27 protein-coding genes are annotated in these 26,179 nt (G+C 60.1%); 13 read left to right on the top strand and 14 right to left on the bottom strand.

All coding sequences use genetic code 11. The annotated features are described in order from the left end of the window. Window positions 1–111 precede the first annotated feature (111 nt). The 6 genes from KQ933_RS14230 to KQ933_RS14205 all read right to left on the bottom strand — a co-directional run bounded on the left by KQ933_RS14230 (window position 112) and on the right by KQ933_RS14205 (window position 7,057). A complete protein-coding gene (locus KQ933_RS14230; protein WP_216755487.1) occupies window positions 112–936 on the bottom strand; it encodes a transglutaminase family protein in 825 nt (274 codons plus the stop codon). Window positions 937–948: 12 nt separating this feature from the next. Beyond that, a complete protein-coding gene (locus tag KQ933_RS14225; protein ID WP_216755486.1) occupies window positions 949–1,890 on the bottom strand; it encodes an alpha-E domain-containing protein in 942 nt (313 codons plus the stop codon). Further along, entirely contained in the window at window positions 1,890–3,299 is a 1,410-nt protein-coding gene (locus KQ933_RS14220) for a circularly permuted type 2 ATP-grasp protein (protein WP_216755485.1), read from the bottom strand. The genes KQ933_RS14225 and KQ933_RS14220 overlap by 1 nt, the downstream gene beginning before the upstream one ends. A gap of 297 nt (window positions 3,300–3,596) precedes the next feature. Continuing rightward, window positions 3,597–5,423 (bottom strand): DEAD/DEAH box helicase, encoded by a 1,827-nt coding sequence (locus tag KQ933_RS14215; RefSeq protein WP_253958330.1) that lies wholly within the window; start codon window positions 5,421–5,423, stop codon window positions 3,597–3,599. Window positions 5,424–5,538: 115 nt separating this feature from the next. Next, window positions 5,539–6,657, bottom strand: a complete 1,119-nt coding sequence (locus KQ933_RS14210) for a DNA alkylation repair protein (RefSeq protein ID WP_216755484.1) — start codon at window positions 6,655–6,657, stop codon at window positions 5,539–5,541. A 73-nt stretch (window positions 6,658–6,730) separates the two neighbouring features. Beyond that, the gene (locus KQ933_RS14205; protein WP_216755483.1) at window positions 6,731–7,057 is read right to left on the bottom strand and encodes a hypothetical protein; all 327 of its coding nucleotides are present in this window, start codon (window positions 7,055–7,057) and stop codon (window positions 6,731–6,733) included. 323 nt (window positions 7,058–7,380) lie between these two features. Here KQ933_RS14205 and KQ933_RS14200 point away from each other — a divergent pair, with 323 nt between their 5' ends. Continuing rightward, window positions 7,381–10,794, top strand: coding sequence for a response regulator (locus KQ933_RS14200; protein ID WP_216755482.1), 3,414 nt, complete (start codon window positions 7,381–7,383; stop codon window positions 10,792–10,794). 99 nt (window positions 10,795–10,893) lie between these two features. Here the strand turns inward: KQ933_RS14200 and mnmD are convergent, their stop codons facing one another. Further along, complete coding sequence (gene mnmD, locus KQ933_RS14195) at window positions 10,894–11,613, bottom strand: tRNA (5-methylaminomethyl-2-thiouridine)(34)-methyltransferase MnmD (RefSeq protein WP_216755481.1); 720 nt, start codon at window positions 11,611–11,613, stop codon at window positions 10,894–10,896. On the opposite strand from mnmD, the gene KQ933_RS14190 reads away from it, so the two are divergent. The 9 genes from KQ933_RS14190 to KQ933_RS14150 all read left to right on the top strand — a co-directional run bounded on the left by KQ933_RS14190 (window position 11,612) and on the right by KQ933_RS14150 (window position 17,513). Then, window positions 11,612–12,790: an FAD-binding oxidoreductase gene (locus KQ933_RS14190; RefSeq protein WP_216755480.1), complete on the top strand. Its 1,179-nt coding sequence runs from the start codon at window positions 11,612–11,614 to the stop codon at window positions 12,788–12,790. The genes mnmD and KQ933_RS14190 overlap by 2 nt on opposite strands. Before the next feature lie 115 nt (window positions 12,791–12,905). Next, window positions 12,906–13,613: a DUF1045 domain-containing protein gene (locus KQ933_RS14185; protein WP_216755479.1), complete on the top strand. Its 708-nt coding sequence runs from the start codon at window positions 12,906–12,908 to the stop codon at window positions 13,611–13,613. Window positions 13,614–13,711: 98 nt separating this feature from the next. Beyond that, on the top strand, window positions 13,712–14,635 hold the full coding sequence (gene puuE / locus KQ933_RS14180; RefSeq protein WP_216755478.1) for an allantoinase PuuE: 924 nt from the start codon (window positions 13,712–13,714) through the stop codon (window positions 14,633–14,635). Then, window positions 14,635–15,132, top strand: a complete 498-nt coding sequence (gene uraD / locus KQ933_RS14175; RefSeq protein ID WP_216755477.1) for a 2-oxo-4-hydroxy-4-carboxy-5-ureidoimidazoline decarboxylase — start codon at window positions 14,635–14,637, stop codon at window positions 15,130–15,132. Before puuE ends, uraD begins: the two co-directional genes overlap by 1 nt. Before the next feature lie 118 nt (window positions 15,133–15,250). Beyond that, the gene (locus KQ933_RS14170) at window positions 15,251–15,544 is read left to right on the top strand and encodes a nucleotidyltransferase family protein (RefSeq protein ID WP_183731915.1); all 294 of its coding nucleotides are present in this window, start codon (window positions 15,251–15,253) and stop codon (window positions 15,542–15,544) included. Between the two features lie 62 nt (window positions 15,545–15,606). Then, the gene (locus tag KQ933_RS14165) at window positions 15,607–15,903 is read left to right on the top strand and encodes a HepT-like ribonuclease domain-containing protein (RefSeq protein WP_253958241.1); all 297 of its coding nucleotides are present in this window, start codon (window positions 15,607–15,609) and stop codon (window positions 15,901–15,903) included. 5 nt (window positions 15,904–15,908) lie between these two features. Beyond that, window positions 15,909–16,409 carry an ureidoglycolate lyase gene (locus KQ933_RS14160; RefSeq protein ID WP_216755475.1) on the top strand — a complete coding sequence of 167 codons (501 nt, stop codon included), beginning with the start codon at window positions 15,909–15,911 and terminating at the stop codon, window positions 16,407–16,409. Next, the gene (uraH, locus tag KQ933_RS14155) at window positions 16,406–16,762 is read left to right on the top strand and encodes a hydroxyisourate hydrolase (protein WP_216755474.1); all 357 of its coding nucleotides are present in this window, start codon (window positions 16,406–16,408) and stop codon (window positions 16,760–16,762) included. Before KQ933_RS14160 ends, uraH begins: the two co-directional genes overlap by 4 nt. Window position 16,763: 1 nt before the next feature. Continuing rightward, window positions 16,764–17,513, top strand: coding sequence for a metallophosphoesterase (locus tag KQ933_RS14150; protein ID WP_216755473.1), 750 nt, complete (start codon window positions 16,764–16,766; stop codon window positions 17,511–17,513). A 2-nt stretch (window positions 17,514–17,515) separates the two neighbouring features. Here KQ933_RS14150 and KQ933_RS14145 read toward each other — a convergent pair whose 3' ends face one another. The 3 genes from KQ933_RS14145 to KQ933_RS14135 form a co-directional block, all read right to left on the bottom strand. Continuing rightward, window positions 17,516–18,649 (bottom strand): alpha-hydroxy acid oxidase, encoded by a 1,134-nt coding sequence (locus KQ933_RS14145; RefSeq protein WP_216755472.1) that lies wholly within the window; start codon window positions 18,647–18,649, stop codon window positions 17,516–17,518. 85 nt (window positions 18,650–18,734) lie between these two features. Then, on the bottom strand, window positions 18,735–20,057 hold the full coding sequence (gene guaD / locus KQ933_RS14140; protein WP_216755471.1) for a guanine deaminase: 1,323 nt from the start codon (window positions 20,055–20,057) through the stop codon (window positions 18,735–18,737). Further along, the gene (locus KQ933_RS14135) at window positions 20,054–21,292 is read right to left on the bottom strand and encodes a urate hydroxylase PuuD (protein WP_216755470.1); all 1,239 of its coding nucleotides are present in this window, start codon (window positions 21,290–21,292) and stop codon (window positions 20,054–20,056) included. Before KQ933_RS14135 ends, guaD begins: the two co-directional genes overlap by 4 nt. Window positions 21,293–21,458: 166 nt before the next feature. On the opposite strand from KQ933_RS14135, the gene KQ933_RS14130 reads away from it, so the two are divergent. Further along, on the top strand, window positions 21,459–21,653 hold the full coding sequence (locus KQ933_RS14130) for a hypothetical protein (protein WP_216755469.1): 195 nt from the start codon (window positions 21,459–21,461) through the stop codon (window positions 21,651–21,653). A gap of 18 nt (window positions 21,654–21,671) precedes the next feature. On the opposite strand, the gene KQ933_RS14125 is transcribed toward KQ933_RS14130, so the two are convergent. Both KQ933_RS14125 and KQ933_RS14120 read right to left on the bottom strand, forming a co-directional pair. Next, window positions 21,672–21,893 (bottom strand): hypothetical protein, encoded by a 222-nt coding sequence (locus KQ933_RS14125; protein WP_216755468.1) that lies wholly within the window; start codon window positions 21,891–21,893, stop codon window positions 21,672–21,674. A 114-nt stretch (window positions 21,894–22,007) separates the two neighbouring features. After that, window positions 22,008–23,537: a winged helix-turn-helix domain-containing protein gene (locus KQ933_RS14120; protein ID WP_216755467.1), complete on the bottom strand. Its 1,530-nt coding sequence runs from the start codon at window positions 23,535–23,537 to the stop codon at window positions 22,008–22,010. A 251-nt stretch (window positions 23,538–23,788) separates the two neighbouring features. Between KQ933_RS14120 and KQ933_RS14115 the strand changes: the two genes are divergently transcribed. Further along, a complete protein-coding gene (locus KQ933_RS14115) occupies window positions 23,789–24,121 on the top strand; it encodes a hypothetical protein (RefSeq protein WP_216755466.1) in 333 nt (110 codons plus the stop codon). Window positions 24,122–24,157: 36 nt separating this feature from the next. On the opposite strand, the gene KQ933_RS14110 is transcribed toward KQ933_RS14115, so the two are convergent. Then, on the bottom strand, window positions 24,158–25,054 hold the full coding sequence (locus KQ933_RS14110; protein ID WP_216755465.1) for a LysR substrate-binding domain-containing protein: 897 nt from the start codon (window positions 25,052–25,054) through the stop codon (window positions 24,158–24,160). 100 nt (window positions 25,055–25,154) lie between these two features. Between KQ933_RS14110 and KQ933_RS14105 the strand changes: the two genes are divergently transcribed. Then, window positions 25,155–25,352 (top strand): hypothetical protein, encoded by a 198-nt coding sequence (locus KQ933_RS14105; protein ID WP_216758913.1) that lies wholly within the window; start codon window positions 25,155–25,157, stop codon window positions 25,350–25,352. Here KQ933_RS14105 and xdhC read toward each other — a convergent pair. Beyond that, complete coding sequence (gene xdhC, locus KQ933_RS14100) at window positions 25,328–26,179, bottom strand: xanthine dehydrogenase accessory protein XdhC (RefSeq protein ID WP_216755464.1); 852 nt, start codon at window positions 26,177–26,179, stop codon at window positions 25,328–25,330. The genes KQ933_RS14105 and xdhC overlap by 25 nt on opposite strands.

Raw genomic sequence — 26,179 nt, 5'->3', positions numbered from 1 at the left:
CTTCCGCCAGCCGGTTTAACATCGGGTTAGTTCAAAGTAGCGAATTGGTTGCAACGGCAATTTTTGCGTGTTTCAACAGGCGGGACGGTCAAAGCAAATCAGTCTGTTTTGTCAGCTCTGGCTTTGGCTCTGCATCTGGCTGCCGTCCTCGACCTTCACCGTGACCGACAGCTTCTCACCAGGTGTGCCGATGCGCATGCCCGATACCGGAGCTGCATCCTTATAACAAAGACCGGAGGCTGTGCGGACATAGCGGTCATCCGGGCAGATCTTATTGGCGGGATCGAAGCCGACCCAGCCGAGACCTGGAATATGCGTCTCTGCCCAGGCATGGGTGGCGGCCTGCTCGACCTTTTCTTCCATCATCAGATAGCCGGAGACGTAGCGCGCCGGCATATCCAGTGCGCGAGCGGCGGTAACGAAGATATGGGCGTGGTCCTGGCAGACGCCGGTCTTCTTCTCCAGCGCCTGTTCGGCAGTGGTTTCGGTGCCGCTGGTGCCGGGCCGGTATTCCACCGCCTCGTGGATCGCCGCCATCAGTGCATGCATGCGGGCAAGCTCGGTTTCACCGGTCACGCCTTTGATCAGTTCCTTCACCAGCTTGCCGCTTTTGGTCAGCGGCGTCTCGCGCAGGAAGAGCCAGAGCGGGCAGAAGCCGGTATGGGGACCGATCACGCCGCTGCGATCCTCGGTTTCGATCTCGCCTTCGGCAACGATGCGGGTCACCTGCTGTTCGCCTTCCAGCGAGACGAGGTTCACATGATTGCCGAACTGGTCGTCATATTCGACCTCGGGCTTGGCGCCTTCGACATGCAGCGACCAGTTGATCACGGTCTGGCCGACCATGGTCGGCGGCGTCAAGCGCAGGCGCTGCAGGGAAAACTGCGCCGGCTCGTCGTAGCGGTATTCGGTGAGGTGGCTGATTTTCAGTCTCATGATCTGACCCGCTTAAGCATAGAACCGGTAGCCATCAGAGATCTCGTTGCCGAGCTTGTTGTTGCGCGCGACGAAATCCTCGAGGAATTCATGCAGGCCCTGATCCATGACATCCTTGATCTTCAGGGTCTGCAGCGTGGCACGGATAGCATCCGCCGTTTCGTGCGCGGCGAGCCGCTCGCCATAGTCCTTGGCGATGTAGCCGAGGTTGCTGACGATCTTCTCGTAGCAATAGGCGAGCGAACGCGGCATCTGGCCGTTCAGGATGAGGAAGTCGGCGATGTTCATGGCGCGGTATTCGCCGTCATAGGCCCAGCTATAGGAACGATGGGCGGAGACCGAGCGCAGGATCGACTCCCACTGAACGTTGTCGACCGAAGAGCCGACCTGCGAGATCGACGGCAGCAGCACGTAATATTTCACGTCGAGGATACGGCTGGTATTATCGGCACGCTCGATGAAGGTGCCGATGCGGGCGAAATTATAGAGTTCGTTGCGCAGCATCGAACCATGAAACGCGCCGCGGATCAGGCCCGCCCGATGCTTGATGACGTCGATGACTTCAGGAAGCTCCGCCGCCTTCAGTTTTTTCGACAGCAGTTCCTTGAGATCGATCCAGCATTCGTTGGTCGCTTCCCAGGTCTCGCGTGTCAGTGCCGTGCGCACCATGCGGGCATTGTTGCGGCCGAAATCGATGCAGGACATGACGCTCGACGCGTTCTGGCGGTCGCGCAGCATGTAGTCGATCACGTCGGGTCCGGTCAGCTTCGAATGGCTCTCATCATAGAGTTCGCGCACGCCGGCGCTCTGCAGAACGCCGTCCCAATTGTCATCACCGGCATCACTGCGTGTCAGCGACATGCGCAGGCCGGCATCCACGAGGCGTGCGATATTCTCAGCGCGCTCGATGTACCGGAACATCCAGTAGAGCCCGTTTGCAGTTCTTCCGAGCATCAGTCCTCCAATACCCAGGTGTCTTTGGTGCCGCCGCCCTGGCTGGAATTGACGACCAGCGAGCCCTGCTTCAGCGCCACGCGGGTAAGCCCGCCCGGAATGATCTGCACCTTGTCGGAAACCAGCACATAGGGGCGCAGGTCGACATGGCGGGGTGCGATACCCTTGTTCACGAGGATCGGCACGGTGGAGAGCGACAGCGTTGGCTGGGCAATGTAGTTGCTGGGCTTTGCCTTCAGCTTCTCGGCGAAATCGGCGCGTTCCTTCTTGGAAGCGGTCGGGCCGACAAGCATGCCGTAACCGCCCGAGCCGTGCACTTCCTTGACGACGAGTTCTTCCAGGTGCTCCAGCACATATTTCAGGCTGCCGGCTTCCGAACAGCGCCAGGTCGGCACGTTTTCTAGGATCGGCTTGCGGCCGGTATAGAATTCGACGATTTCGGGCATGTAGGAATAGATCGCCTTGTCGTCGGAAATGCCGGTACCGGGTGCATTGGCGATGGTGATGTTGCCGGAGCGGTAGACATCCATGATGCCGGGAATGCCGAGGGCGGATTCCGGACGGAAGGTGAGGGGGTCGAGGAAATCGTCGTCGACGCGGCGGTAGAGTACGTCGATCGCCTCGTAGCCGCGCGTCGTGCGCATCTTCACCTTGCCGTCGATGACGCGCAGATCCGAGCCTTCGACCAGTTCGACACCCATCATGTCGGCGAGGAAGGAATGTTCGTAATAGGCGGAATTATAGATACCGGGCGTCAGGACCGCGACACGCGGCTTGCCCTTGCAGCCGGGAGGAGCGAGCGATGCCAGGCTCTGGCGCAGGAGATAGGGATAGTCCTCGACGCGCTGCACCTTGTTCTCGTGGAAGAGCTCCGGGAACATCTGCATCATGGTTTCCCGGTTTTCCAGCATGTAGCTGACGCCCGAGGGCGTGCGGGCATTATCCTCCAGCACGTAGAACTGGTCCTCGCCGGTGCGCACGATATCCGTGCCGACGATATGAGTGTAGACACCGCCCGGCGGACGGAAGCCGATCATCTCGGGCAGGAATGCAACGTTCTTCTCGATCAGCTCGCGCGGGATGCGGCCGGCGCGGATGATTTCCTGCTTGTGATAGATGTCGTCGAGGAAGGCGTTGAGCGCGATCACCCGCTGCTCGATGCCCTGAGCGAGCTTGCGCCATTCGCGGGCGGAGATGATGCGCGGGATGATGTCGAAGGGGATGAGCTTTTCGGAACTGTCGGCGTGGCCGTAAACCGCAAAAGTGATGCCGGTTTTCCGGAAGATGTTTTCGGCATCGCGGGACTTTGAAATCAGGTGCGCCCGGTCTTGGCTGTTGTACCACTCAAAGTATTTTTCATATGGCGCTCGGGGACTTTCGTCTCCGGTGATCATTTCATCAAATGCCAAAGGTGTGGCTCCCCTTTTTTGTTCATTTGAATACAACACAAAAGGCAATGCAAGAACCATGCACAGTTCGCATGGAAGATTCATAAAATCTTCTGCAATGCAAAAACAGGTGAAAAACTGGGCATTTATCAGGAGTTGGCGCGACGCGGATTCATGTCGATCCTGGCATGGCGCACAAAAGATGAGCAGGTGATTATTTCCTGCCCGGCTGACGGATCAAGCTCTGTCCGTGCCGATCAGAGAGAGTGGTCAAAAAGAAAGGGCCGGATCGCTCCAGCCCCTCGTGATACCTCAAGCTCAAGCGCGTTCGCTGCGTTGGCCGCCGCCATTGCGGCCGCCCTTGCGGCGCATGCCGCCATTGCCGTCACGGCGCTGTTCGCCATTCGGCTGGTGGTCGCCGTGGTTGCGTGCCGGGCGGCCATGGGCATGTGGCTTGTTGCCGCGATGATGGCCGGCAGCCTCACCCGGCTGAGCCGAACGCTGCTGCTGCGGCTTGCGTGCGGGGCGGAAATCCGAGGTCGAAACCAGATCATTGTCCGGGCCGACAGCAGGTGCCTGCTCGTTGCGACGCTGTCCGCGGAAATCCTGATTGCGGTTGTTCTTGTGCTGAGGGCGGGCGCGGCGCTCTTCGCCGGCGCGCACTTCAGTAACGTCGCCATCGTTACGCGGACGGCGGTCACCATGGCCGGTGGGACGGCCGCCGTTATTGCGGGTTTCGCTGCGTCCGCCTTCACGACGGCCACCTTCGCGACGCTCGCCACCTTCACCACGGCCACCCTGGCCGCGCTGCTGGTTCTGGCCGCGGCCGCGATTGTTGGCACGGGGAGCGGCACGCATGTCAGCCGGCGGTTCGCCGCTGGCAACGGCAATGTCGATGCCCATCAGCTTTTCGATGTCGCGCAGCAGGCGAGCTTCGTCGGGTGCGCAGAAGGCAATTGCGATCCCATCGCGGCCAGCACGGGCCGTGCGGCCGATGCGGTGGACGTAGGCCTCAGCCACTTCCGGCAGGTCGTAGTTGAAGACGTGGCTGACGGCAGGGATATCGATGCCGCGGGCGGCGACGTCGGTTGCGATCAGCGTCTTGATGGCGCCGTCGCGGAAGCCCTTTAGCGCGCGTTCGCGCTGGCCCTGGCTCTTGTTGCCATGGATGGAGGCGACCGAATAGCCGACCTGCTCCAGATGCTTGGCGAGCTTTTCAGCGCCGTGCTTGGTGCGCAGGAAGACGATGGCGCGGCCATCAGGGTTTTCGGTCAGCGACTTCTTCAAGAGAACCGTCTTGTCGTTCTTGCCGGGAACGAAGTGCACATATTGCTCGACCTTGTCGGCAGCCTTGCCCGGAGGCGTCACTTGGACCGTAACCGGATCGGTGAGATAATCGCCGGCGAGATCGGCAATCGCCTTCGGCATGGTGGCCGAGAAAAGCATGGTCTGGCGGCGCTTCGGCACCATCTTGGCGATCTTGCGCAGGTCATGCACGAAGCCGAGGTCGAGCATCTGGTCGGCTTCGTCGAGCACGAGGTAGCGCACGGCCGTCAGCGTAATGGCGTTGCGGCTGCAGAGATCGAGCAGGCGGCCGGGGGTGGCGACGAGGATGTCGGAGCCGCGCTCGAGCTGAAGCTGCTGCTTGTTGATGGAGACGCCGCCGACGACGACGTTGATGCGCAGCGGCGATTTGCGGATGAACTTCCTGAGACTGTCGGCGATCTGGTTCACCAGTTCGCGGGTCGGCGCTAGGATCAGCGTGCGGACCGAGCGGTTGTCGGGACGCTTCTCTTCCTTGAGCAGGCGCTCGATGAGCGGAAGGCCGAAGGCGGCCGTCTTGCCGGTGCCGGTCTGGGCAAGGCCGATCAAGTCACGGCCCTGGATGAGAAGCGGGATGGCCTGTTCCTGGATAGGGGTCGGCGTTTCGATGCCGAGCTGGAACAGGGTGGCGACGACCGGCTTGGAGACACCGAGCGATTCAAAATTGGTCAAGTCATAACCTTTTAGGGCGCGCCAAACGAAAACGCCGGATCGCCGAATGCGGTCCGGTGTCAATCTGGCGTCAAGAACCCCGCGTGAAATGGGAACTTGTAAGTTGGAAAAAGCTTTCCAGCGCGTCTTGCCGCACTTGGGTCGCGGCATCATCGGAATGCGCTCTATCCTTCTTCAGCATCTGTTGCAGTGGCACGCTCACGCGGCGGCCGGAAGGTGAAAGCTGAGTGCCATGTGGTCTATTTCCCACTGAAAGTCAAGGGGATCAGCCGACAATGACCTCTGAGGGCATGGAAAGGAGGAAATTTCCCGAGGCCGCCTCGGTACCGTTGATGAGAATGACGATGCGATGTTCGCCGGGATAGTAGCGCCGTGTCGTGATCGGCCGCATTGCGTGGCGACGCTGGACGACATGTTCTTCACCGGCTGCAAGCGTCACGGTTTTCCATTTGAAGACCTTTGGGGAGAGGGAGCCGTCAGCCTTCACGTGATGGATGGCATAGTCAATCATCAGGGATTGAGAGGCCTTGCCGGCATTGCGCAGGCGGATTTCGAAATCCAGACCTTCGCCGAAAAGCACTGATGGCTTGGGCAATCGCAGTTCGCATTCCAGAGCCGATGCTGCGCCGAAGCCGAAATTGGCGAGCGCCTGGGCGTGGCCCTTCTTCAGCAGCGTCCGGGAGGCGTGTTTGAGAAGCCAACGGCGTTCGGCGGAAGCCTCTTCGATATGTTTGGCAATGAAGGTTGCGACGAGATCGGGATGATCCTTGGCGATGTCGTTCAGGCTGTTTGCGACGGAGCGGCGGACATAGTCTTCGGGATCGTCCATCAGGGCCGTGAGGATCGGCAGGATGGGAGATGGATCCCTGACGAGCTGCGGCAGGCGCATCGCCCAAGGCAGGCGGGGGCGGGTGCCTTCGCTCGCCAGCCGCCGCACATGATGGTTGGGATCGTCGACCCAGCGGGTGATCGTTGCCAGCGCGCGCTGTTGATCCTGATGGATGAACTGGCGGATACCGAACTCTGCGGTGAAATGCGGCGTCAGCGCTTTCAGAAGATTGAGTGCGATATCGAAATCGCCGACGCCACGTGAGGCGACGAACTGGTTGACGGGCAGCAGCATCCAGCCGGTCAGCCCAACCTTGCCGGCGGCCGGCAGGCTCGCGTGAAGGATTGTCGCGGCCTGCGGGAAATCCTCGGGCAGGGTCGCAAGAAGCGCGTCGCGGATCAGTGCTGCGCGCTCCATGAGCTCCAGCGATTCTATGCCGCCGGTTGCGAGTGCCGTGAACCGGTCGCTGTCGAAGGAAGGGGCGCCGGCGGCGATGATCTCCGCCATGGCGTGCACGAGCGCCGGATGCAGAAGGTTCTTGAGTGGTTCGGGCATCGCATATCCTCCCTCGGGTCACGCGATGCATGGCCCGGCGCCGGCGGGAGGTCAAGCGGCGCCGGTAAGACCTTCAGCGCCTGCAGACCTCGATGCGATAGGGCTCGCCCCAACGGTCATAGCGCCATTCGGGATGGCAGAAGCGCGGACCGTAATAGGCAGGGTATGCGGGATAGGCCGGATAATAGGCATAAGGCCGTGGATAATAGGCGTAGGGTCCAGGGTAAGCGGGACGCGAGGCAATCGCTCCACCTACAACGCCGCCGATGACGCCGCCGGCAACACCGCCCCAGAAGGCATCGTGCGGCCGGGCGTTTGCGGTATCGGCCGTTGCCAGTGAGGCACCGGCGAATGTCAGTGCAATCAGGCCCGCCGCCACTGTCTTATGAAGAACGGACATGTCGAATTCCTTTCGTGGTAGGCTTGTCATTGAAGCCATTGCCAGAATCCGCTCCGATCGCGGCGCGTTCATGGTCGCGCAAGCCGTGCCGGGATTAAATTTTCTCCATACTTGCCGCTCCTGAATTGGGCTGGCGGCATTTTCCCCATGACCTTCTGACTATGTCAGCCCCGTGCAAGCCTTTGTTGTCACCGTCATCCACCAACTTCATGAGCCGGCTTGGAATTTTTGCCTGCGGAATTTTATGGTTAACAGCTTGTTAAAGGCCTTGGTGTTAGAGTTGTTCTAAGAGATATTTCATTCATTGCGGGAGTGAAGATTTTTTGATTTCTACCGGGGAACTCTTGGAGCTGGCCTGCCGCCGGATCGCTGATCTGGATACCCCGGCCTATGTCAAAAACAGCGAACTCCGCTATGTTGCCGTCAACGAGGCCTATGCCCGCTTCTTCGGCCGCGAGATCTCCGATTTCATCGGCCGGCGCAGCCGTGAACTCTTCGACCGGCCGGAAGAAGAAGAACGTGAGGACCGCGAACGCCGTGCGCTGGTTTTTGGCACGGAAGAGAGCGCCATCGCCTTCGATGCCGCGGGACTCAGCCATGAACGGGTGCTGATCGAGAGCTTTTCGCCCTCGCAGGACCGAGCCTATGTGCTTGGCATCTTCGATGCGCGCGAAACGCGCCGTGCGATTCCCGACGTTGCGGATACGATCGCCGCCGACCTCGGCCGTATCCGCAAGGCGCTGGAAAATCTCGATCATCCGATCGGCATCTTCGCCGAAGACGGCCGCCCGCTGATCGTCAACGCCGCCTATCGCGGGGGCAGCAGGTATGCGCCAGATGGCAGCAGGTCTGCGCCAGACGGCAGCAAGTCTGCGCCGGCCGGCGAGACGGCATGGCATGAAAGCGTGCGCGAGCGCGACCTACTGCGCACCATCATGGAGGATCTTCCGGTTGCTGCCTTCGTGCGCGACGAAGATCACCGGCTGGTCTATGCCAACCAGTATTACGAGACCTTCACCGGCTATGCCCGTTCCAAGGCGCTTGGTCTGACTGAGCACGATATCTTCGGGCAGGAGGCAGGCGAGGCGATCTACCAGGAAAACCTGCAGGCGCTGGAAAACGGCGTGCTGACCGAGATCGAGAGCACCCTGCCGAATACCGACGGGGAAATCTTCCAGGTGATCTCCCGTGTCAACCGGGTCGTGACGCCTGACGGCAAGCGTTATGTCGTCGGTTCCTTCTCCGACATCACGCCGCTGAAAGCGCGCGAAAAGGAATTGATCGAGGCGCGTGAGCAGGAAGAACTGCTGCATCAGGAAATCGAGAGCATTCTGCGTTCGCTGCCGGTCGGCGTGCTGATCCTCGATAATGATCACACCATTCTCTACGTTAACGACGAGTTCTACAGCATCTGGGAACTGCCGCTCGACGATCGCTTCGATGGGCGGCCGTTCATCGATGTCATCAAGCGCAATTACGAGCTCGGCCGCTACGGTGAGACGCAAACGCCGGAAGAGATCTACGCATTTCGCAAGGGGCTTTTCGAGGCAATCAATCCGGAGCCGATCGAGCTCGACTGGGCTGCCGGAAAATCGGTCATCTTCGATTCCAGGCGCATTTCCAGCAACCGTATCCTGCTGACCTATTCCGATATTTCCGCCGTACGTGCGCGCGAGCAGGAAATCCATGAGGCGCGCGCAGCGCTTGAAAGTCTCGGCGAGATGATGCGCGATGCGACACATGCCATGTCGCAGGGACTTGCGATCGTCCAGGACGGCGTGATCAAGCTTTCCAATGACGGGCTTGCCGACGTGCTGCGCATTCCGGCCGAGCTGACGGACGTTGGCCGGGGCTGGATCGATCTCTTCCAGTTCTGCGCCAATCGCGGCGATTTCCACGACAAGGCGGTCGAAACGCTGGAGGAGTGGCGTGCCAATATCGCTGCGCGCCAGCCGATCTCCACCGTTTTCCACGTCGGCGGCGAGCGCTGGGTGAACATGGAAGCCACTATCAGCGAGCGGCAGCACTGGGTGGCGCTGTTTACCGACGTGACCGAACTCAAGCAGCGTGAGGAGGAGCTGACGCAGCTTCTGTCGCGTGCCGAGGCCGCCGACCGCGCCAAGTCCGAATTCCTCGCCAATATGAGCCATGAGATCCGCACGCCGATGAACGGGGTGCTCGGCATGGCGGAACTGCTCGCCAAGACCAATCTCGATACCCGCCAGAAGACCTTCGTCGACATCATCGTCAAGTCGGGCAATGCGCTCTTGACGATCATCAACGACATCCTCGATTTCTCGAAGATCGATGCCGGCCAGATGAAACTGCGCAAATCTGCTTTTGATCTGGTGGAGGCTGTCGAGGATGTCGCGACGCTGCTGTCTTCGCCTGCGGCGGAGAAAAATATCGAACTGTTGGTTCGAGCCGCCCCTGATCTGCCAGCGGCTGTCATCGGCGATGCGGGGCGCTTCCGCCAGATCGTGACCAATCTCGTCGGCAACGCGGTGAAATTCACCGAGCGCGGGCACGTCTTCGTGGATATCAGTTTCGAGCCGTCTGCAGGCGGCGAGGTCATGATCAACCTGCGCATCGAGGACACCGGCATCGGCATTCCGACCGAGAGGGTGGAAACGGTCTTCGACAAGTTCTCACAGGTCGATTCGTCATCGACCCGGCGGCATGAAGGCACGGGCCTGGGCCTCGCAATCACGGCCGGCCTCGTCGATCTTTTCGGCGGCTATATCAATGTCGAAAGCGAATGGGGCAAGGGCTCGGTCTTCACCGTCAAACTGCCTTTCGCGGTTGCCGCCGCCCGCATCGAGCAGAAACCGCTGCCGATCAATGTGCAGGGTGCGCGTATCCTCGTCATCGACGACAACGAGGTCAATCGCCGTATCCTGACCGAACAGCTGAGCCTCTGGGGCTTCGATGGCGTTGCCGCGGAAGGTGGCGCCACCGGCTTTGCCATTCTGGAGGCTGCTGCCGATCTCGGCATCAAGGTCGATGCCGTCGTGCTCGATTATCATATGCCTGACATGAACGGCGCCGAGGTCGCGCGCCGTCTGCGCGCCGACAGCCGCTTCGTAGACCTGCCGATCATCTTCCTGACCTCGATGGATATTTCCGGCACGGAGAAGGAGTTCGCGGCGCTGAACGGCCATGCGCATCTGATGAAGCCGGCCCGCGCCAATGTGATGCGCAATACGGTCGTCGAGGTGGTGCGGGCAAGCCGCGTCAAACAGGCTTCCGAGACCGAGATCATGCGGCTGCAGAAGGAAGCGGAGGCGGTACCACTGCTGGCGCCGACACCTGCTCCGAAGAAGCGGGCGGCCGAATTCGTCGATGTCCTCGTGGCCGAAGACAACGAAGTCAACCAGATCGTCTTCACGCAGATCCTGCAGGGAACCGGGCTTTCCTTCCTCGTCGTCAACAACGGGGAGGAGGCTGTGGAAGCCTGGGAACGGCATACGCCGCGCCTCATCATGATGGACGTTTCCATGCCCGTCATGAACGGCCATCAGGCGACGAAACTGATCCGCCAGAAGGAACAGGGCCAGGGGTATCGCGTGCCTGTTATCGGCGTGACGGCGCACGCGCTGGAAAGCGACCGGGAACTCTGCCTCGATGCGGGCATGGACGACTACATGTCCAAGCCGATCAGCCCGGAACTTCTGGAGGACAAGATCCGTCAGTGGCTTGGCCGCGGTGAATTGCAGCCGGGCCGCTCCGGATACTAAAGCATTTCCGTTCTTCTTCGAATCACGGGAAATGCTCTATCTCTTTGTTTTTACGCAATTCCGGACGCAAAATCGCTATGCACTTTTGCTGGGATTGCTCTAAGGCTTGACGCCGCAGAGCATTTCCCGCTTGCCGGCAAAGCCTTTGCGCCGCTCGACAACGAAGCCGGCGCCCGCGAGATTGCGGCGCACGAAGCCCGCTGCGGCATAGGTCGCGAAGCTTCCGCGTGATGCAGTCTTTTCGCAGACGAGGCGCATCAGTTCTTCCGACCACATATCGCTGTTGCGCGATGGCGCGAAGCCGTCGAGATACCAGGCATCGAATCCGTGAGCCGCTGCAGCGACGCCATCGACTGCGCGGCCGCAGACAACACTGAGCCTGGTCTGACTGCCCAAATCGAGAGAGACGATACCCTCGGGCGTGTCCGGCCACGCGGCGGCCAGAGCCTGTCGTTCGGCATCGATTTCAGGCCAGTGAGCCAGCGCACGGTCGATTTCCTCCCGGCGCATCGGATAGAGCTCGAACGACATGAAATGCAGATGCTGGCCCGGCTGGCGGTAGAGCTTCCATTGTCGCCAGGTCTCTGAAAAATTCAGCCCGGTGCCGAAGCCGAGTTCGCCGATGAGGAAGGTCGAGCGGCCATTCCATCGTTCGGGCAGGCCGTTTCCGGCGAGGAAGACGTGGCCGCATTCCAGCCGCCCGTCGGTCTGGCAATAAAAATGGTCGCCAAAGGCGGTCGAATAGGGCATATCGCCGTCGCGCCATTCGAGGGGCTGCGGCTTGCCCGCGCCGATCTGATCGGGATTGATGTCTGTCATGGAAAAAGCCGATAGTCCCGTCCCGGCCTCGGGTCAATCATCGATCGACCTCCTCATTGTCGGTGGCGGCATTATGGGACTGTGGGCGGCCGTTCATGCCGAGCGTCGCGGCATAGAAACGCTGCTTGTCGATGCCGGCTATCTCGGCAGCGGGGCAAGCGGTGGACTGCTCGGCGCTTTGATGCCGCATATGCCGGACCGCTGGTCTGCAAAGAAGCAGTTTCAGTTCGATGCGCTTATCTCCCTGGAAGCGGAGATTGCGGCCATCGAGGCGGCGACGGGGCTTTCGGCCGGCTACGGGCGTTCCGGCCGGCTCATTCCCCTGACGAAACCGCATCTGCGCAAGATCGCACTTGGCCATTCCGCGGATGCGGAGATCCATTGGAAGGCGGGGGAACGGCGTTTCCACTGGCATGTGCTGGACCGGCCGCCGGGTAACGGCTGGATCGATCCGGCGGCCGGCGAAAGTGGTTTCGTGCATGACACGCTTGCCGCTCGCGTTGCTCCTCGTTTGCTCACCGCCGCCTTGGCGGCCTTTCTGCGCAAGGCACGCCATGTGAGGGTGCTGGAGAATACGGAAATTACAGGGGTCGATCCGGCACGCGGAATGGCCTCGATCGAGGGCGGAGCCGTCGCCTTCGGGCGCTGCATCCTTGCTGCGGGCTATCGCTCCTTTCCCCTCCTGGAGAACCTGACGCCGGGGCTGAAGAAACCACTCGGGCAAGCTGTGAAAGGGCAGGCGGCGCTGCTTGCTGCCGATATCGATCCTGCTTTGCCGACCATCTTTCGGGACGGGCTTTATGTCGTCGCGCATGAGGGTGGGCATGTGGCAGTCGGCAGCACCAGCGAAAACAGCTTCGCCGATCCCTTTTCCACGGACGAGCAGCTTGACGCGCTGATCGAAGCCGCCCGCGACATGGTTCCCGCGCTGCGCGCTGCGCCTGTCATCGAGCGCTGGGCCGGCTTGCGCCCAAAGGCGATCGACCGCGATCCGATGGTCGGCGCGCATCCTGCGAATCGCAACCTCATTGCCCTGACCGGTGGTTTCAAGGTCAGCTTCGGACTGGCGCACCGGTTGGCGGAGGCGGCAATATGCATTGCAAGCGATACACCCGCGGATTTTTTATTGCCGGAAAGCTTTGCAATTTCAAACCACATCGCAGTCTCTTCACGTTAAACGTGAATTAGAAGCCGCTCCGCTTCGTTATTCTGTCATGTAAATCACCTATCTGCTTGCGCATCGCGAGCGCTGGGAGTGATCCGCGCTCATTTCATCCGATGGAGGAAATCGCATGCGCTATGCCATTTGCTTCACGCCATCAGCGAGCGATCCGCTCTCGCATGTGGCGGCCAATTGGCTTGGCCGCAACGTATTTTCAGGCGATATGGTCGAGCCGCCGGCAATCCGCGGCCTCGGTATCCATGAGATCGCCTTTCATACGGCGGTGCCGCGGCGCTACGGGTTCCATGGCGTGTTGAAGGCCCCTTTCCACCTCTCATCCGAGGTTTCCGAATCGCAACTCTTGCGCGACCTCATGCGATTCTGTGGGACGCTTTCGCCCTTCCAGATTCCGCGTCTGGAAGTTGCGCGCCTCGGGACCTTCTACAGCCTGTCACCGATCCGGCCCTGCGACCAGGTTCACTACTTGGCTTCGGCGATCGTTCAGGAGTTCGACCGTTTCCGTGCGCCGCTCTCCGAGGCGGATATCGAGCGCAGCGATCCGGACGGACTTTCGGCTGCACAATTCGCGAACCTGCATCGCTGGGGCAACCCTTATGTGATGGACGAATTCCGCTTCCATATGCCGGTCACGGGTCCAGTCAACGCCGTCGACATGCCGCGCATCGAGCAGGCGTTGCGATCGATCTTCGATCCGGTGCTTGTCGATCCGGTGACGGTCTCGAATGTCGCGTTGATGATCGAGGAAGGTGCCGGCGGTCCGTTCCGGGTGCACTCGCTGCATCCGATGGGCAAGGTGAGCGCCCGCAAGATCGCCTGAGGCGCCGCCTCGGGCAAAAGGCCAGTTAAGCACTTTTACGCCTCGACATTCCGCTCACGGATGCTACCGTTTCACCCGACTTTTCAAAAGGTGATTTGATGGTATCCGAGACCTATGCGCGCAATCTCATCGGTTACGGGCGCAAGACGCCCGATCCGAAGTGGCCCGGCGAGGCGCGCGTCGCCGTGCAGTTCGTCATCAATTACGAAGAGGGTGGCGAGAGCTCCATCCTCGACGGCGATCCGGCTTCGGAAAACCTGTTGTCGGAAATCGTCGGCGCGCAGCCCTGGCCGAACCAGCGCAATCTCAACATGGAGTCGATCTATGAATACGGCTCCCGTGCCGGCTTCTGGCGGCTCTGGCGTCTTTTCACCGACCTCAAGGTGCAGGCGACCGTCTACGGCGTGACGCTTGCCATGGCCCGCAACCCGGAAGCCGTCGCCGCCATGAAGGAAGCCGGCTGGGAGATTGCCAGCCACGGCTATCGCTGGCTGGAATACAAGGATTTTCCGGAAGATTTGGAGCGCAAGCACATTATGGAAGCGGTGCGGCTGCACACCGAACTGACGGGCGAGCGGCCTTACGGGATGTATCAGGGCAAGCCGTCGGACAATACGCTGCGGCTGGTTCAGGAGGAGGGCGGTTTCCTTTATTCCTCCGATTCTTATGCCGACGATCTTCCCTATTGGGTGAAGGGCATCGACGAAAATCCCTTCCTCATCATTCCCTATACGCTCGAAACCAACGACATGCGCTTTGCGACACCGCAGGGCTTCAATTCCGGCGACCAGTTCTTCACCTACCTCAAGGATGCGTTCGACACGCTTTATGAAGAGGGCAAGGAAGGCAGCCCGAAGATGATGTCCGTCGGCCTGCATTGCCGGCTCGTCGGCCGGCCTGGACGTGCGGCGGCGCTCAAGCGCTTCATGGAATATGTGCTGAAGCACGACAAGGTCTGGATCCCGCGCCGGATCGAGATTGCGAAGCACTGGCATGCGAACCATAAGCCGGAAACGATCTGATGATTTCGCGCAGTGAGTTTGTGTCCCGCTTCGGCGGTGTCTTCGAGCATTCGCCCTTCATTGCAGAACGGGCCTATGACGACGGCTTGGTCGGCGACAAGCTGACCGTGGATCGTGTGCACACGGAACTCGTCGCTATTTTTCGCGCGGCGAGCAAGGAGGAGCGCCTTGGCGTCCTGCGCGCTCATCCCGATCTTGCCGGGCGGCTGGCGATATCGGGTGAGCTGACTGAAGACAGCAAAAAGGAGCAGGCAGGTGCCGGACTCGATCGGTTGAGCCCTGAGGAGCACGCGCGTTTCACCGAACTCAACTTCGCCTATACGCAGAAATTCGGCTTTCCCTTCATCATCGCCGTGAAGGGGCTGAACAAGGACGATATCCTTGCCGCTTTCGAAAAGCGGATCGACAATACCAGCGACGAGGAATTCGTGACTGCTGCAGCTGAGGTCGAAAAGATTGCGCTGCTGCGCCTGACATCCATGCTTCCGGGGACCTGATGACCGATACGGCTGATGCCAGTCTGCCAGCCTTTGCCACTGGTGCCAGGTGAAGGCGTGAGTTCTTTCCTCTTTCAAGCGCGTCACTTATATTTGCGGCATCAGGAGTGATACGACGATGAGACCGTCGGAAGTGTTGGAAAAGAACAGGCAGGCGATCCGGGAAGCGACCAAACGCTTCAATGCAGCAAACCCGCGTGTCTTCGGCTCCGTCGCCCGTGGCGAGGATCGGCCGGATAGCGATCTGGATATTCTGGTGGACGCGCTGCCCGGCAGCACATTGCTGACGCTTGGCGGTTTGCAGGATGCTTTGGAGCAGATGATGCTTGGCACGTCGATCCACCTTCTGACCCCCGGCGATTTTCCCGAATCGATTCGCACCCGGGTTCTTTCCGAGGCCAAGCCCATATGAGCGAGAGTCGTATCCCGTATCTTCTCGAGCGGATGCGATCAGCCGCGGCCGAGGCCCACGCAATGATCGCTGATGTCAGCAAGCAGCGGTTTCTCGAGGATATCGTCTTGCAGCGCGCTGTCGGGATGAGTCTCTTGATGGCGTCGGAGACGGCTGCTCAATTGATGAAGATCCATCCCGAATTCGCCGTCGAATACCCCGAATTTCCTTGGGGCGCGATGCGCGGCATGCGCAACCGCATCGCGCATGGCTATTTCGACATTGATTTGGAGAAGGTCTGGGCCACAGCCAAAGACGATGTGCCTGATCTGCTTGACCGGCTTGATCTTGTCCGCAACTGGCGTGCCCAAGGCGAATAGGTCCAATGTCCCAATATCTGGAAATCCACCCCCTTACCAAATCCGCCTTTGTACCTTTCGGTGAGGTCATCGAAGCCGATCCCGCAACCATGCGTTATATCAACGGCGGCAATACCGAGCGCTTCCACGCGCTTGCTGCACCCGAAGCCGTGGGCGAGGGCGCTCGCGTCATCATCAATCTCTTTCGCGGCCAGCCACGCGGTTTTCCCTATGAGCTCGGCATGATGGAGCGGCATCCTTTCGGCAGTCAGAGCTTCTCGCCGATCTCGGGCCGCCCTTTCCTCGTCGTCGTTTCGGAAGATGAAGATGGCCGTCCCGGCCGTCCGCGGGTCTTCCTCGCCCGCGGCGACCAGGGCGTGAATTACCGGCGCAATGTCTGGCATCATCCGCTGATGGCGCTTGGAGAGCCGAGCGATTTTCTCGTTGTCGACCGTGACGGTCCAGGCAACAATCTGGAAGAATTCTTCTTCGACGAGCCCTTCATCATCAAAGAGCTAGGCCTATGACCGGACTGACCACCCATGTTCTCGATACTGCACTCGGCAAGCCGGCACAGGGGTTGCGGATCGATCTCTTTCACATCGAGGGTGAGCTTCGCCACCATATCAAGACCGTAGAGACCAATGCCGATGGCCGTGTCGATGGCGGGCCGATCCTGATCGGCGAGAGCTTTCGCGCCGGTACCTACGAACTGCTTTTTCACGCCGGAGATTACCTCAGGGCAAACGGGACGCCTCTGCCGCATCCGGCTTTCCTCGACCTCGTGCCGATCCGCTTCGGCATTGCCGATGTCTCGGCGCATTATCATGTGCCGCTGCTGATCTCGCCCTATGGCTATTCCACCTATCGCGGGAGCTGACATGCGTTTTGCCGCTATTGCCGATATCCATGGCAACTATCCGGCACTGGACGCCGTGTTGGCTGACATCGCTGCCCAAGGGATTACAGATATCGTCAATCTCGGCGATTGTTTCAGCGGTCCGCTGGAGGCGGGCAAGGTGGCGGATCGTCTGCTATCGCTCTCCATTCCGACCGTGCGCGGCAATCACGACCGCTATCTGATCGAAGGACCGCCGGAGGAGATGCATATCTCGGATGCCGCCGCCTATGCGCAGCTTGGTGCAGCTCATTTCGATTGGCTGCGGTCGCTACCGGTCGACCTGGTCTACCGGGATGAGATCTATCTCTGCCATGCAACGCCTCATGACGATAACCTCTACTGGCTGGATATGGCCGTTGCCGACGGCAGCGTGGTGCTCAGGCCGCAGGCGGAGATCGAAGCGCTGGCGGAAGGTATCGAAAGCCCGTTGATCCTGTGTGGCCACACGCATATTCCCCGTATGGCAGCACTTTCCGGCGGCCGTCTTATCGTCAATCCCGGCAGTGTCGGCGGTCCCGCCTATGACGATGACAAACCCTATCCGCACAAGGTCGAAACCGGCCACGCAATGGCGAGTTATGCGGTGTTGGAAAAATCGGCCAGCGGATGGACGGCGCAATTCCGCAATCTCCGATACGACAACATGGCCATGTCGGTCTTGGCAGAAGCCAATGGCCGCCCGGAATGGGCATCCGCGCTCGCGACTGGCCGGATGCCGCAATCTTACTGACATCAGGCAATAATCGAGGAGTCCACATCCTTGATATCGCGTTTGCCGCAGAGCGCCATAGTGACGTCCATCTCCTTGCGGATGATTTCGAGCGCCAGCGTGACGCCCTCCTTGCCCATGGCGCCGAGGCCGTAGAGGAAGGGGCGGCCGATATAGGTGCCGCGGGCGCCGAGTGCCACGGCTTTCAGCACATCCTGGCCGGAGCGGATACCGCCATCCAGATGCACCTCGATGCGGTCGGCGACGGCGTCGACGATATCAGGCAGCATGCGGATCGAGGAGGGGGCGCCGTCGAGCTGACGGCCACCGTGGTTGGAGACGATAATTGCGTCGGCCCCGGTATCGATGGCCTGCTTTGCATCCTCGACGTCAAGGATACCTTTGATGATCAACGGGCCTCCCCACTGTTCCTTGACCCAGGCCACGTCCTTCCAGGAAAGCTGCGGGTCGAACTGCTCGTGCGTGAATGTCGAGATCGACGAGAGGTCGGTAACGCCCTTGGCGTGGCCCAGAATATTGCCGAAGCTGCGACGCTTCGTCTTCATCATGTCCATGCACCAGAAGGGGCGCCTCGCCATCTGCCAGATATGTTTCGGCGTGAATTTCGGCGGAGCGGACAGGCCGTTGCGCAAATCCTTATGGCGTTGGCCGAGAATCTGCAGATCGGCAGTCAGCACCAGAGCGGAGCATCCAGCTGCTTTGGCGCGGTTTATGAGATTGAGAACGAAATCCCGGTCCCGCATGACGTAGAGCTGGAACCAGAAGGGTTTGGTCGTGACCGAAGCGACATCCTCGATCGAGCAGATGCTCATGGTCGAGAGCGTGAAGGGCACGCCGAATTCTTCCGCCGCGCGGGCTGCGAGCATTTCTCCATCGGCGTGCTGCATGCCGGTCATACCGGTGGGGGCAAGCGCCACCGGCATCGACACCGTCTGGCCAATCATCGTCGTCTCGAGCGTGCGGTCGGTCATGTCGACCAGCACGCGCTGGCGCAGCTTGATGTCGCGAAAATCGGCTTCGTTCGCGGCATAGGTCGATTCCGTCCAGGCACCGGAATCCGCATAATCGAAGAACATCTTCGGCACACGACGCTGAGCCATTTTCTTGAGATCGACAATGGTAAGCGGTCTGGCCATGAAGCGAACCTTCAGATCTGAACAGTTCGCTCATGTACCACGCTTTTTCGGCGCTTTGCTATTTGATTCCAGGGCAGTTTTTGCCTTAGCCGGCAGTTTTGGAAAGCTGGCCCTTCACCGCCACGCCGGCCACGTAGGTCTCGGTCACCGAGCGGTCGTCGCCCATGGTCTGCAGCAGGAAAAGCTCCTCCGGCAATGTCTTTACCACTTCCATTTTCAAGGCCATGGCTGGCGTTGCGGCGGCGTTGAGAACGACGATATCGGCGTCCGTACCCGGTTCCAGCGTGCCGATCCTGTCGGCCAGCGACAGCGCCTCGGCATTGCCGAGCGTCATGTAATAATAGCTGTCGAGCGGATTGAGGCGTTCGCCCAGGAGCTGCTGGATCTTGTAGGCCTCGTCCATGGTCTTCAGCATGGAATAGCTCGAACCGCCGCCGATATCGGTGGCAACGCCGATACGGACCGGCTTGTGCCGGCGGGCAAGCTCCTTCAGAGGGAAGAGGCCGGAGCCGAGGAAGAGGTTCGAGGTCGGGCAATGGACGGCGACTGCACTGCTTTCGCTCATGGCATCTGCTTCACGATCCGAAAGATGGATGGCGTGGCCGAAGAGGCTCTTCGGTCCAAGCAGGCCATAGCGGGCGTAGATATCGGTGTAGTCGGTCGCATCAGGATAGAGCGCGCAGGTGAATTTGATTTCGTCGTGGTTTTCCGAGAGGTGCGTCTGGATGTGAAGATCGGGAAATTCACGGGCGAGCGCTGCCGTCGCCTCCATCTGCGCCGGTGTCGAGGTAATGGCAAAGCGTGGCGTGATGGCGACGTGGTTGCGGCCCTTGCCGTGCCAGTCGGCAATCACCTGCCGGGTTTCGTCGTAGCCCATCTCAGGTGTATCGAGCAGGCCCTGCGGCGCGTTGCGGTCCATCATCACCTTGCCGCCGACCATGCGCATGTTGCGGCGCATGGCTTCCGCGAAATAGGCGTCGGCCGAAGTCTTGTGAACAGAGCAATAGGCGACGGCCGTCGTGGTGCCGTGGCGGATCAACTCGTCGTAGAAATGCGTGGCGATCCTCTCGGCATGGGCGCTTTCGACGAAGCGGCATTCCTCCGGGAATGTGTAGGTGTTCAGCCATTCCAGCAGATTTGCGGCATAGGAGGCGATCACCTGCATCTGCGGGAAATGCAGGTGCATGTCGATGAGACCAGGCATGATCAGATGCGGACGGTGATCGATTTCGACGACCTCAACAGGCGCCTTGGCCTTGACGTCAGCATAGGCGCCGATTGCGGCGATGATGCCATTTTCGATCAGCAGACCACCATCTGTCTCGTAAAAATAGCTCTCACCATCGGCGAGGCTGAGCGGAGCGCGGCGGAAGGAGAGCAGGCGCCCGCGCAGAAGTGTTGTGGTCATTCTTGTTTGCCTTCGACTGCGCTTTCGAACCAGGCGACGAGCAGCCTGCGCTCGTCGGGCGTGATATCGGTCACGTTGCCCGGCGGCATTGCATGGCTTCGGCCGGCCTGTATATAGATTTCGCGCGCATGGGCGGCGATTTCTGCGTCATTTTCCAAAACTACGCCCTTCGGCGGCCGGGCGATACCTTCATAGACCGGTTCTGCCGCATGACACATGGAACAGCGCGTGCCGATCAACTGCTTTACCGCAGGAAAATGCGGATCGCCGGCAAATTGCTGGAAGGCTGGAGCGACGGATACGGTCTGATCCTCGCCGGTCAGCAGCTTGGGCACGGTCGACAGCCACATGATGAGGATGAAGAGCACGACTGTGACGATCCAGGTCCAGGTGGGCCGGCCCTTGCGGGCGTGCGTGGTGTTGAACCAGTGGCGAATCGTGACACCCATTAGAAAGACGAGGGCTGCGATCACCCAGTTGAAGGCGGTGCCGAAGGCCAGGGGATAGTGGTTCGACAGCATGAAGAAGATGACGGGCAGCGTCAGGTAGTTGTTATGCAGCGAACGCTGCTTGGCCATGTAGCCGTATTTGGCATCCGGCGTGCGGCCGGCGATCAGGTCGGCGACGACGATCTTCTGGTTGGGAATGATGATCATGAAGACGTTGGCCGACATGATCGTGGCGGTGAAGGCGCCGAGATGCAGGAAGGCTGCGCGGCCGGTGAAGACCTGCGTATAGCCCCAGGCCATGAAGACCAGCACGACATAGAGCACCGCCATCAGACCCCAGGTGTTCTTGCCGAGCGGCGACTTGCAGAGCAGGTCGTATACGATCCAGCCGAAGCCGAGCGACGCGAGTGAGATCAGGATCGCGACGGGCTTGGAAATATCGAGCACATGGCGGTCGATGAGGAAGAGATCGGCCCCACCATAATAGACGATGCAGAGCATCAGGAAGCCGGAGAGCCAGGTGAAATAGCTCTCATATTTGAACCAGGTCAGGTGTTCCGGCATCTCGGCCGGAGCCACCAGGTATTTCTGTATGTGGTAGAAGCCGCCACCATGCACCTGCCATTCCTCGCCATGGACGCCGGCGGGCAGATGCGGGCGCTTCACCAGACCAAGGTCGAGCGCAATGAAATAGAAGGACGATCCAATCCAGGCAATCGCCGTGACGACATGGAACCAGCGCGCCGCAAAGGCCAGCCATTCCCAAGCTATGGCATATTCATACATTCAGTTCCCCTGTTCTTCCTCCGACTCGTGAGATTGCGAGAAATTCTGACGAGAAGAAAGGGGGATCGTGGGGTTTCTTCCCGCAGTGGACATTGCAGGAAGAGCTTGCTGGGTTTGGCATATATGCTAAGGCATCGCCAGAGACGCTATTAGGAGCCGCTGAAACATGCAGATCGAAGTCCCTTGCCCGAAGTGCCGCAACACGCGCATGAAGTTTCCGCGCCCGCAGCCGATCGACAGCGACATCATCACCTGCTTCAGCTGCGATTTCGAACTCGGCACCTACGGCTCGATCAAGAAAAAGATGGTGGCGATGCTGAACCGCGTTGCGGCTGCCGAACAGCAGCAGAAGAAGCACTAGTTTACGGCTTCAGCCGGTTCAGCTGTGCTGAGCGGGAAGGGTCCGCGGCCAGAACCGCAAGCTTTTGCGGATGAAGGCCATTAGTCCGGCGGTCTGCGGACCGGCTGAGCTTGGCACTTCTGGCTCAACGATACAGTCGGCAATGTCCTCCAGCAGGCGGGTATCGAATAGACCGACAGACCGTGGGGCAGGGGTGAGCTTGCCTTGGTCGAGCGACAGGATCATCAAGGGCGATAACATCGGGGACCTCCCACACTGCGCGCTGTTTGCGCGCGATGGAAGGAGATTGGCCCGCTTGCTTGCGTCGGGTCCTTTAGCAGCAGCCTAAAAGATCCAAAGAATGCCGAAACATTCCTAAGCTTCCGGCAGGCCTGCCTCGCGCAGGCCGTTGATGACAAGGGCCAGGCGCTCGGGAACTTTGGTTGCCTGTCCGCTCGCGATGCTTGCCAGCGTGCTGTCGGGCGCGATGCGCAGGAGATGCTGCAGGAAGCGTTTTGCCTCTTCTTTCCGTCCGAGAAGCATGTTGTCGGTGATCAGAATCCAGACCGTCGGATCGAAATTCGGGTTCAGCGCCAAAGAGCGTGACGCCCAGAGAAGCGATTGCTCGTAATTGCCGCGGATCATCTCGATGTCGGCGAGGCCACTGAAGGTGATGTGGGCGTAGGGATCAAGCGGGCTCAGGCGGTGGGCGCGCATGAGATATTCCTGCGCCTGATCTAGATTGCCGCAATGAAGGTGAGCAATTCCGGCCCTCAAGACCACGTTAAGGCTGTTCGGATTGAGGTCGACTGCGGCCTGCATGATCGCCAGGCCCCAATCATATTCACGCCCGACCTGAATGAGCGACATGCCGCAGGTGGCCATGATCGTGGCGTCGCCTCTCGCCAGTTCGATGCCCCGGCGCGCGAGCGCGACACATTTTTCTGCGTCATCCGGGCCAAAGGGCGGCCAACCCCTCGTCCTGCGGTGTTCGAGCGTATAAGAGGCTAGCCCCAGGATGCGGGCGTTGTCCGGCTCGCGCTCAAGTGCTTCGGTTAGCAGCGCATGGGCTTCCGCGTTCTGAGCGGAGGTTTCGGCCAAGATCTTCGGCAGGACCTGCAGACAGATGTCGTAGACGGAGATGCTGCCGGGCCGTTCCCGGCGCGCACGTTCCAACTCGGCTCGCTGGACATGCGGCTCGATCCCGACGGCGACGGATTCGGTAATGCGGTCCTGGAACTCGAAGACGTCTTCGAGGTCGCCGTCGAAGCTTTGCGCCCAAAGCTGGACATTGGCTGCGGCATCCACCAACCGGGCATAGATGCGCAGCTTGTTGCCGGATTTGCGCAGGCTGCCTTCGAGCACATATTTGACGCCGAGTTCGCCGGCGATCTTTCGGATGTCGCCGGCGCCGCGGTAGACGAAGCTGGTATTGCGGGCAATGACGGCAAAGGATTTGAAGCGGCTGAGCGCCGTTATGATGTCATCGACAATGCCATCGGCAAAATATTGTTGTTCAGGATCACCACTGAGATTTTCGAAGGGCAGCACCGCGAGCGAAGGGAACACGTCGTCCCCGATATCGGCGAGCGGCGCCTGGCTCTTGAAAAGGCGATAGCCGAGGCGCGGCAGCGTGACGATCCATTCCTGCCCGTCCGGCCGCTGTCCGAGCGCCTTGCGCAGATGCGCGATCTGTACCGAAAGATTGCCTTCCTCGACCATCAGTCCCGGCCAGCCCGCTTCGATCAACGCGTCCTTTCCGACCGGGCGTCCGTCGCCGTCGAGCAGTGCCTTGAGCAGTGAAATCGCACGCTGGCCGAGCGCAACTGGCTGGCCGTCCCGTCGCAGCATGCCGCTGCCGGGGTCGAGCGTGAAACGGCCGAAAGCATATCGCTGCTCTTCCATCAGATTATTTATATCCGCGCAATTTGAGGTGGCAATCTGGTTGTGCGCTGCGCTGTGGAGCGGGCGTGTCATTCGTATGCCTTAAAAAATCGCCGATTTCTGCGGCATTTTATCCACTGCTGATGCTCCAATGTGGAACAGCCGATTCCTTGAAATGTGAAATTTGGGTTACAGTTTTTAAACGCAGCCGCCGGGATGAGGTGGAAAACCGCTAAAGACCGGCGGCGCATTCATCGACGGAGAAGATGCCCATGCGCAGCATTCTGACATGCGTGATGATTGCATATGCGTCGTTCGCGACAGCCCACGACGCCGGTACTGGGTGGAGTTACGACCCCTATTGTTGCAATGGAAATGCCGAAACCGGCGATTGCCAGATGATCCCGTCCAAGGCCGTTGCCATCACGCCGGATGGTTATCGTTTGACGCTGAAGCCTGGCGATCACCGACTTGTGACGCGCTACCATGTCTTTCTGCTGCCGATGACCAAGGCGATGCATTCGGGCGACAGCGATTACCATCTCTGCCTGTTCCCGAACGAGGATACGCCGCGATGTTTCTATGCGCCCGAGATGGGCTATTGAGCGAGATTTAAGATCTGTCGCGTTCGCGCGACGAGTTCAATCCTGCTCGACATTGAATTTTTCCAGCAGCCATTTCCGGAAGTTTCTGATTTTCGGAACGTTGCGCCTATTTTCGGGATAGGCCAGCCAATAGTCGCGCCCGTCGTTGCCGGTCAGTTCGAAGGGCTGATAGAGCCTTCCGGTGGCAACGTCTTCCTGGAAATGACCTGGGTTGAGCATGGCAACACCGCCTCCAGCCATGGCGATGCTGGCATCGAGGATCTGCGTGCCGAATTCGCTTTTCGGATAGCGCGAGAGATCGGCATCCTTGACGCCGGCGGCAGCAAACCATTGCGCCCACCACGGATCGCCGGCGCTGATCAGGGGCAGTTTCAGAAGATCTGTGGGCTCGTGAACGCCACCGATTTCGGCCGCGAGCTTCGGGCTCAGCATGGGGGCGAAATCAAGCTTCATGATGCAATGGCTGATGAGGCCCGGCCAATCGCCGCGACCCCAGCGGATCGCGACATCGGCCGCCTCTTTCTGAAAGTCGACGATGTTGCCCGAGGTGACGAGCCTGACGGCGATATCGGGAAACTGCAGCTGGAACGCGCCGATGTAGCGCGAAAGCCATTGCTGGGCGAAGGTCGCAGTCGAATGAATCGTCAGCGTTTCCTCGGTTGCCTTGCGCATCGAAGCCATGGCTTCGATCAGGATGTTGAATGCTTCGGAGACCTTGGGTGCCAGATGTTCGCCCGCTTCCGTCAGCTCGATCTGACGCGGACGGCGCAGGAAGAGCGGCTCGCCGATATTCTCCTCCAGGAGCTTGATCTGATAGCTGACGGCGGTTTGCGTCATGCCGAGTTCGTCGCCTGCCTTGGTGAAACTACCGAGCCGGGCCACGGCTTCGAAGACGCGCAGCGCGTTCAGCGGGAACTGCTTCGACAGTTTCATGGATAAATTCTCTTTATGGATGCAGACGGTTGTTCGATTGGAATTGCAGCATTTTTCCCGGCAAACTGCAATCATCTCATCAAACCATCAAGGTGATGTCATGGATTGCCAAGCTATCGAAGAACGCCGTTCCCTCGCAAAAGAGGCATTGATCACTGTCCTCATCCGCCGGCTGGCCCGGGGGATCGGCAGCCGGATGCCGCAGCTGGACATGGACGTCACACCCGATCGCATCAAGCGCGATCTCGGTTTCCTGGATGGACGCGATCCGCGTTACGAGGACGATCGGTTGCGATAGGCGGAAAGTGCGGTCAGGATTTCGGCTGCTGTCACGGCGGCGATCACTTCGGGGCGTTTGTCCTTCACCGCCGATCCGCCGATCGGCAAAGTGAGGCGATCGAGCCAGGAGCGCTCGCCGCCTGCCTCGTGGGAAAGCCAGCTTGCAAAGGTGGCGCGCTTGGTCGCAGAACCGATCATGCCGACATAGGCAAAATCGGTGCGGGCAAGCGCCTCGCGAGCAATCAGGAAATCCAGTGCATGATCGTGGGTGAGGATGACGAGCGCCGCGCCAGCGGGCATGTCTTTCACCAAGGCTTCGGGCATCGGCACCAACCGGCTTTTCGTCGAAGCGGGAAGATTGGCAAGCTCATCCCGACGGGTTTCGATGACGGTGACCGAGAGCGGCAGTGGAGCAAGGGATGCGGCTAAGGCACGGCCGACATGGCCGGCACCGAAGACATAGACCTCGGGCAGACGTTCTGTTTCTTCTTCCTGTTTCTTCTCCAGTTCATCCCTGACCGTATCCGTCACAGGCCGGAAGCGCAGTTGCGTGCGGCCGCCGCAGCACTGGCCGATTTCCGGTCCGAGCGGAATATCCATCATCTCCGTGCCGCCGGTGCCGGCAAGCATCTCGCGGGCATTGCCGATGGCGATGAATTCGAACTGGCCGCCGCCGATCGTGCCCCAGACGCTCCTTGCCGAGACCAGCATGAAGGTGCCGGCCTCGCGCGGCGTCGAACCTTGCGTGCCGGATACTTCGACGAGGATCGTTTCAGGCTGGAGGGCCAGGAAGGCGCGGAAGTCGCTGCCGGGCAGAAAACCGGAAAGGATTTCGCGCCGCGTCAT

Source organism: Rhizobium sp. WYJ-E13 (assembly GCF_018987265.1).
Lineage (GTDB): Bacteria > Pseudomonadota > Alphaproteobacteria > Rhizobiales > Rhizobiaceae > Rhizobium.
The sequence above is the reverse complement of the archived record's forward strand: the minus strand, read 5'-3'. Positions and strand labels throughout refer to the sequence as shown.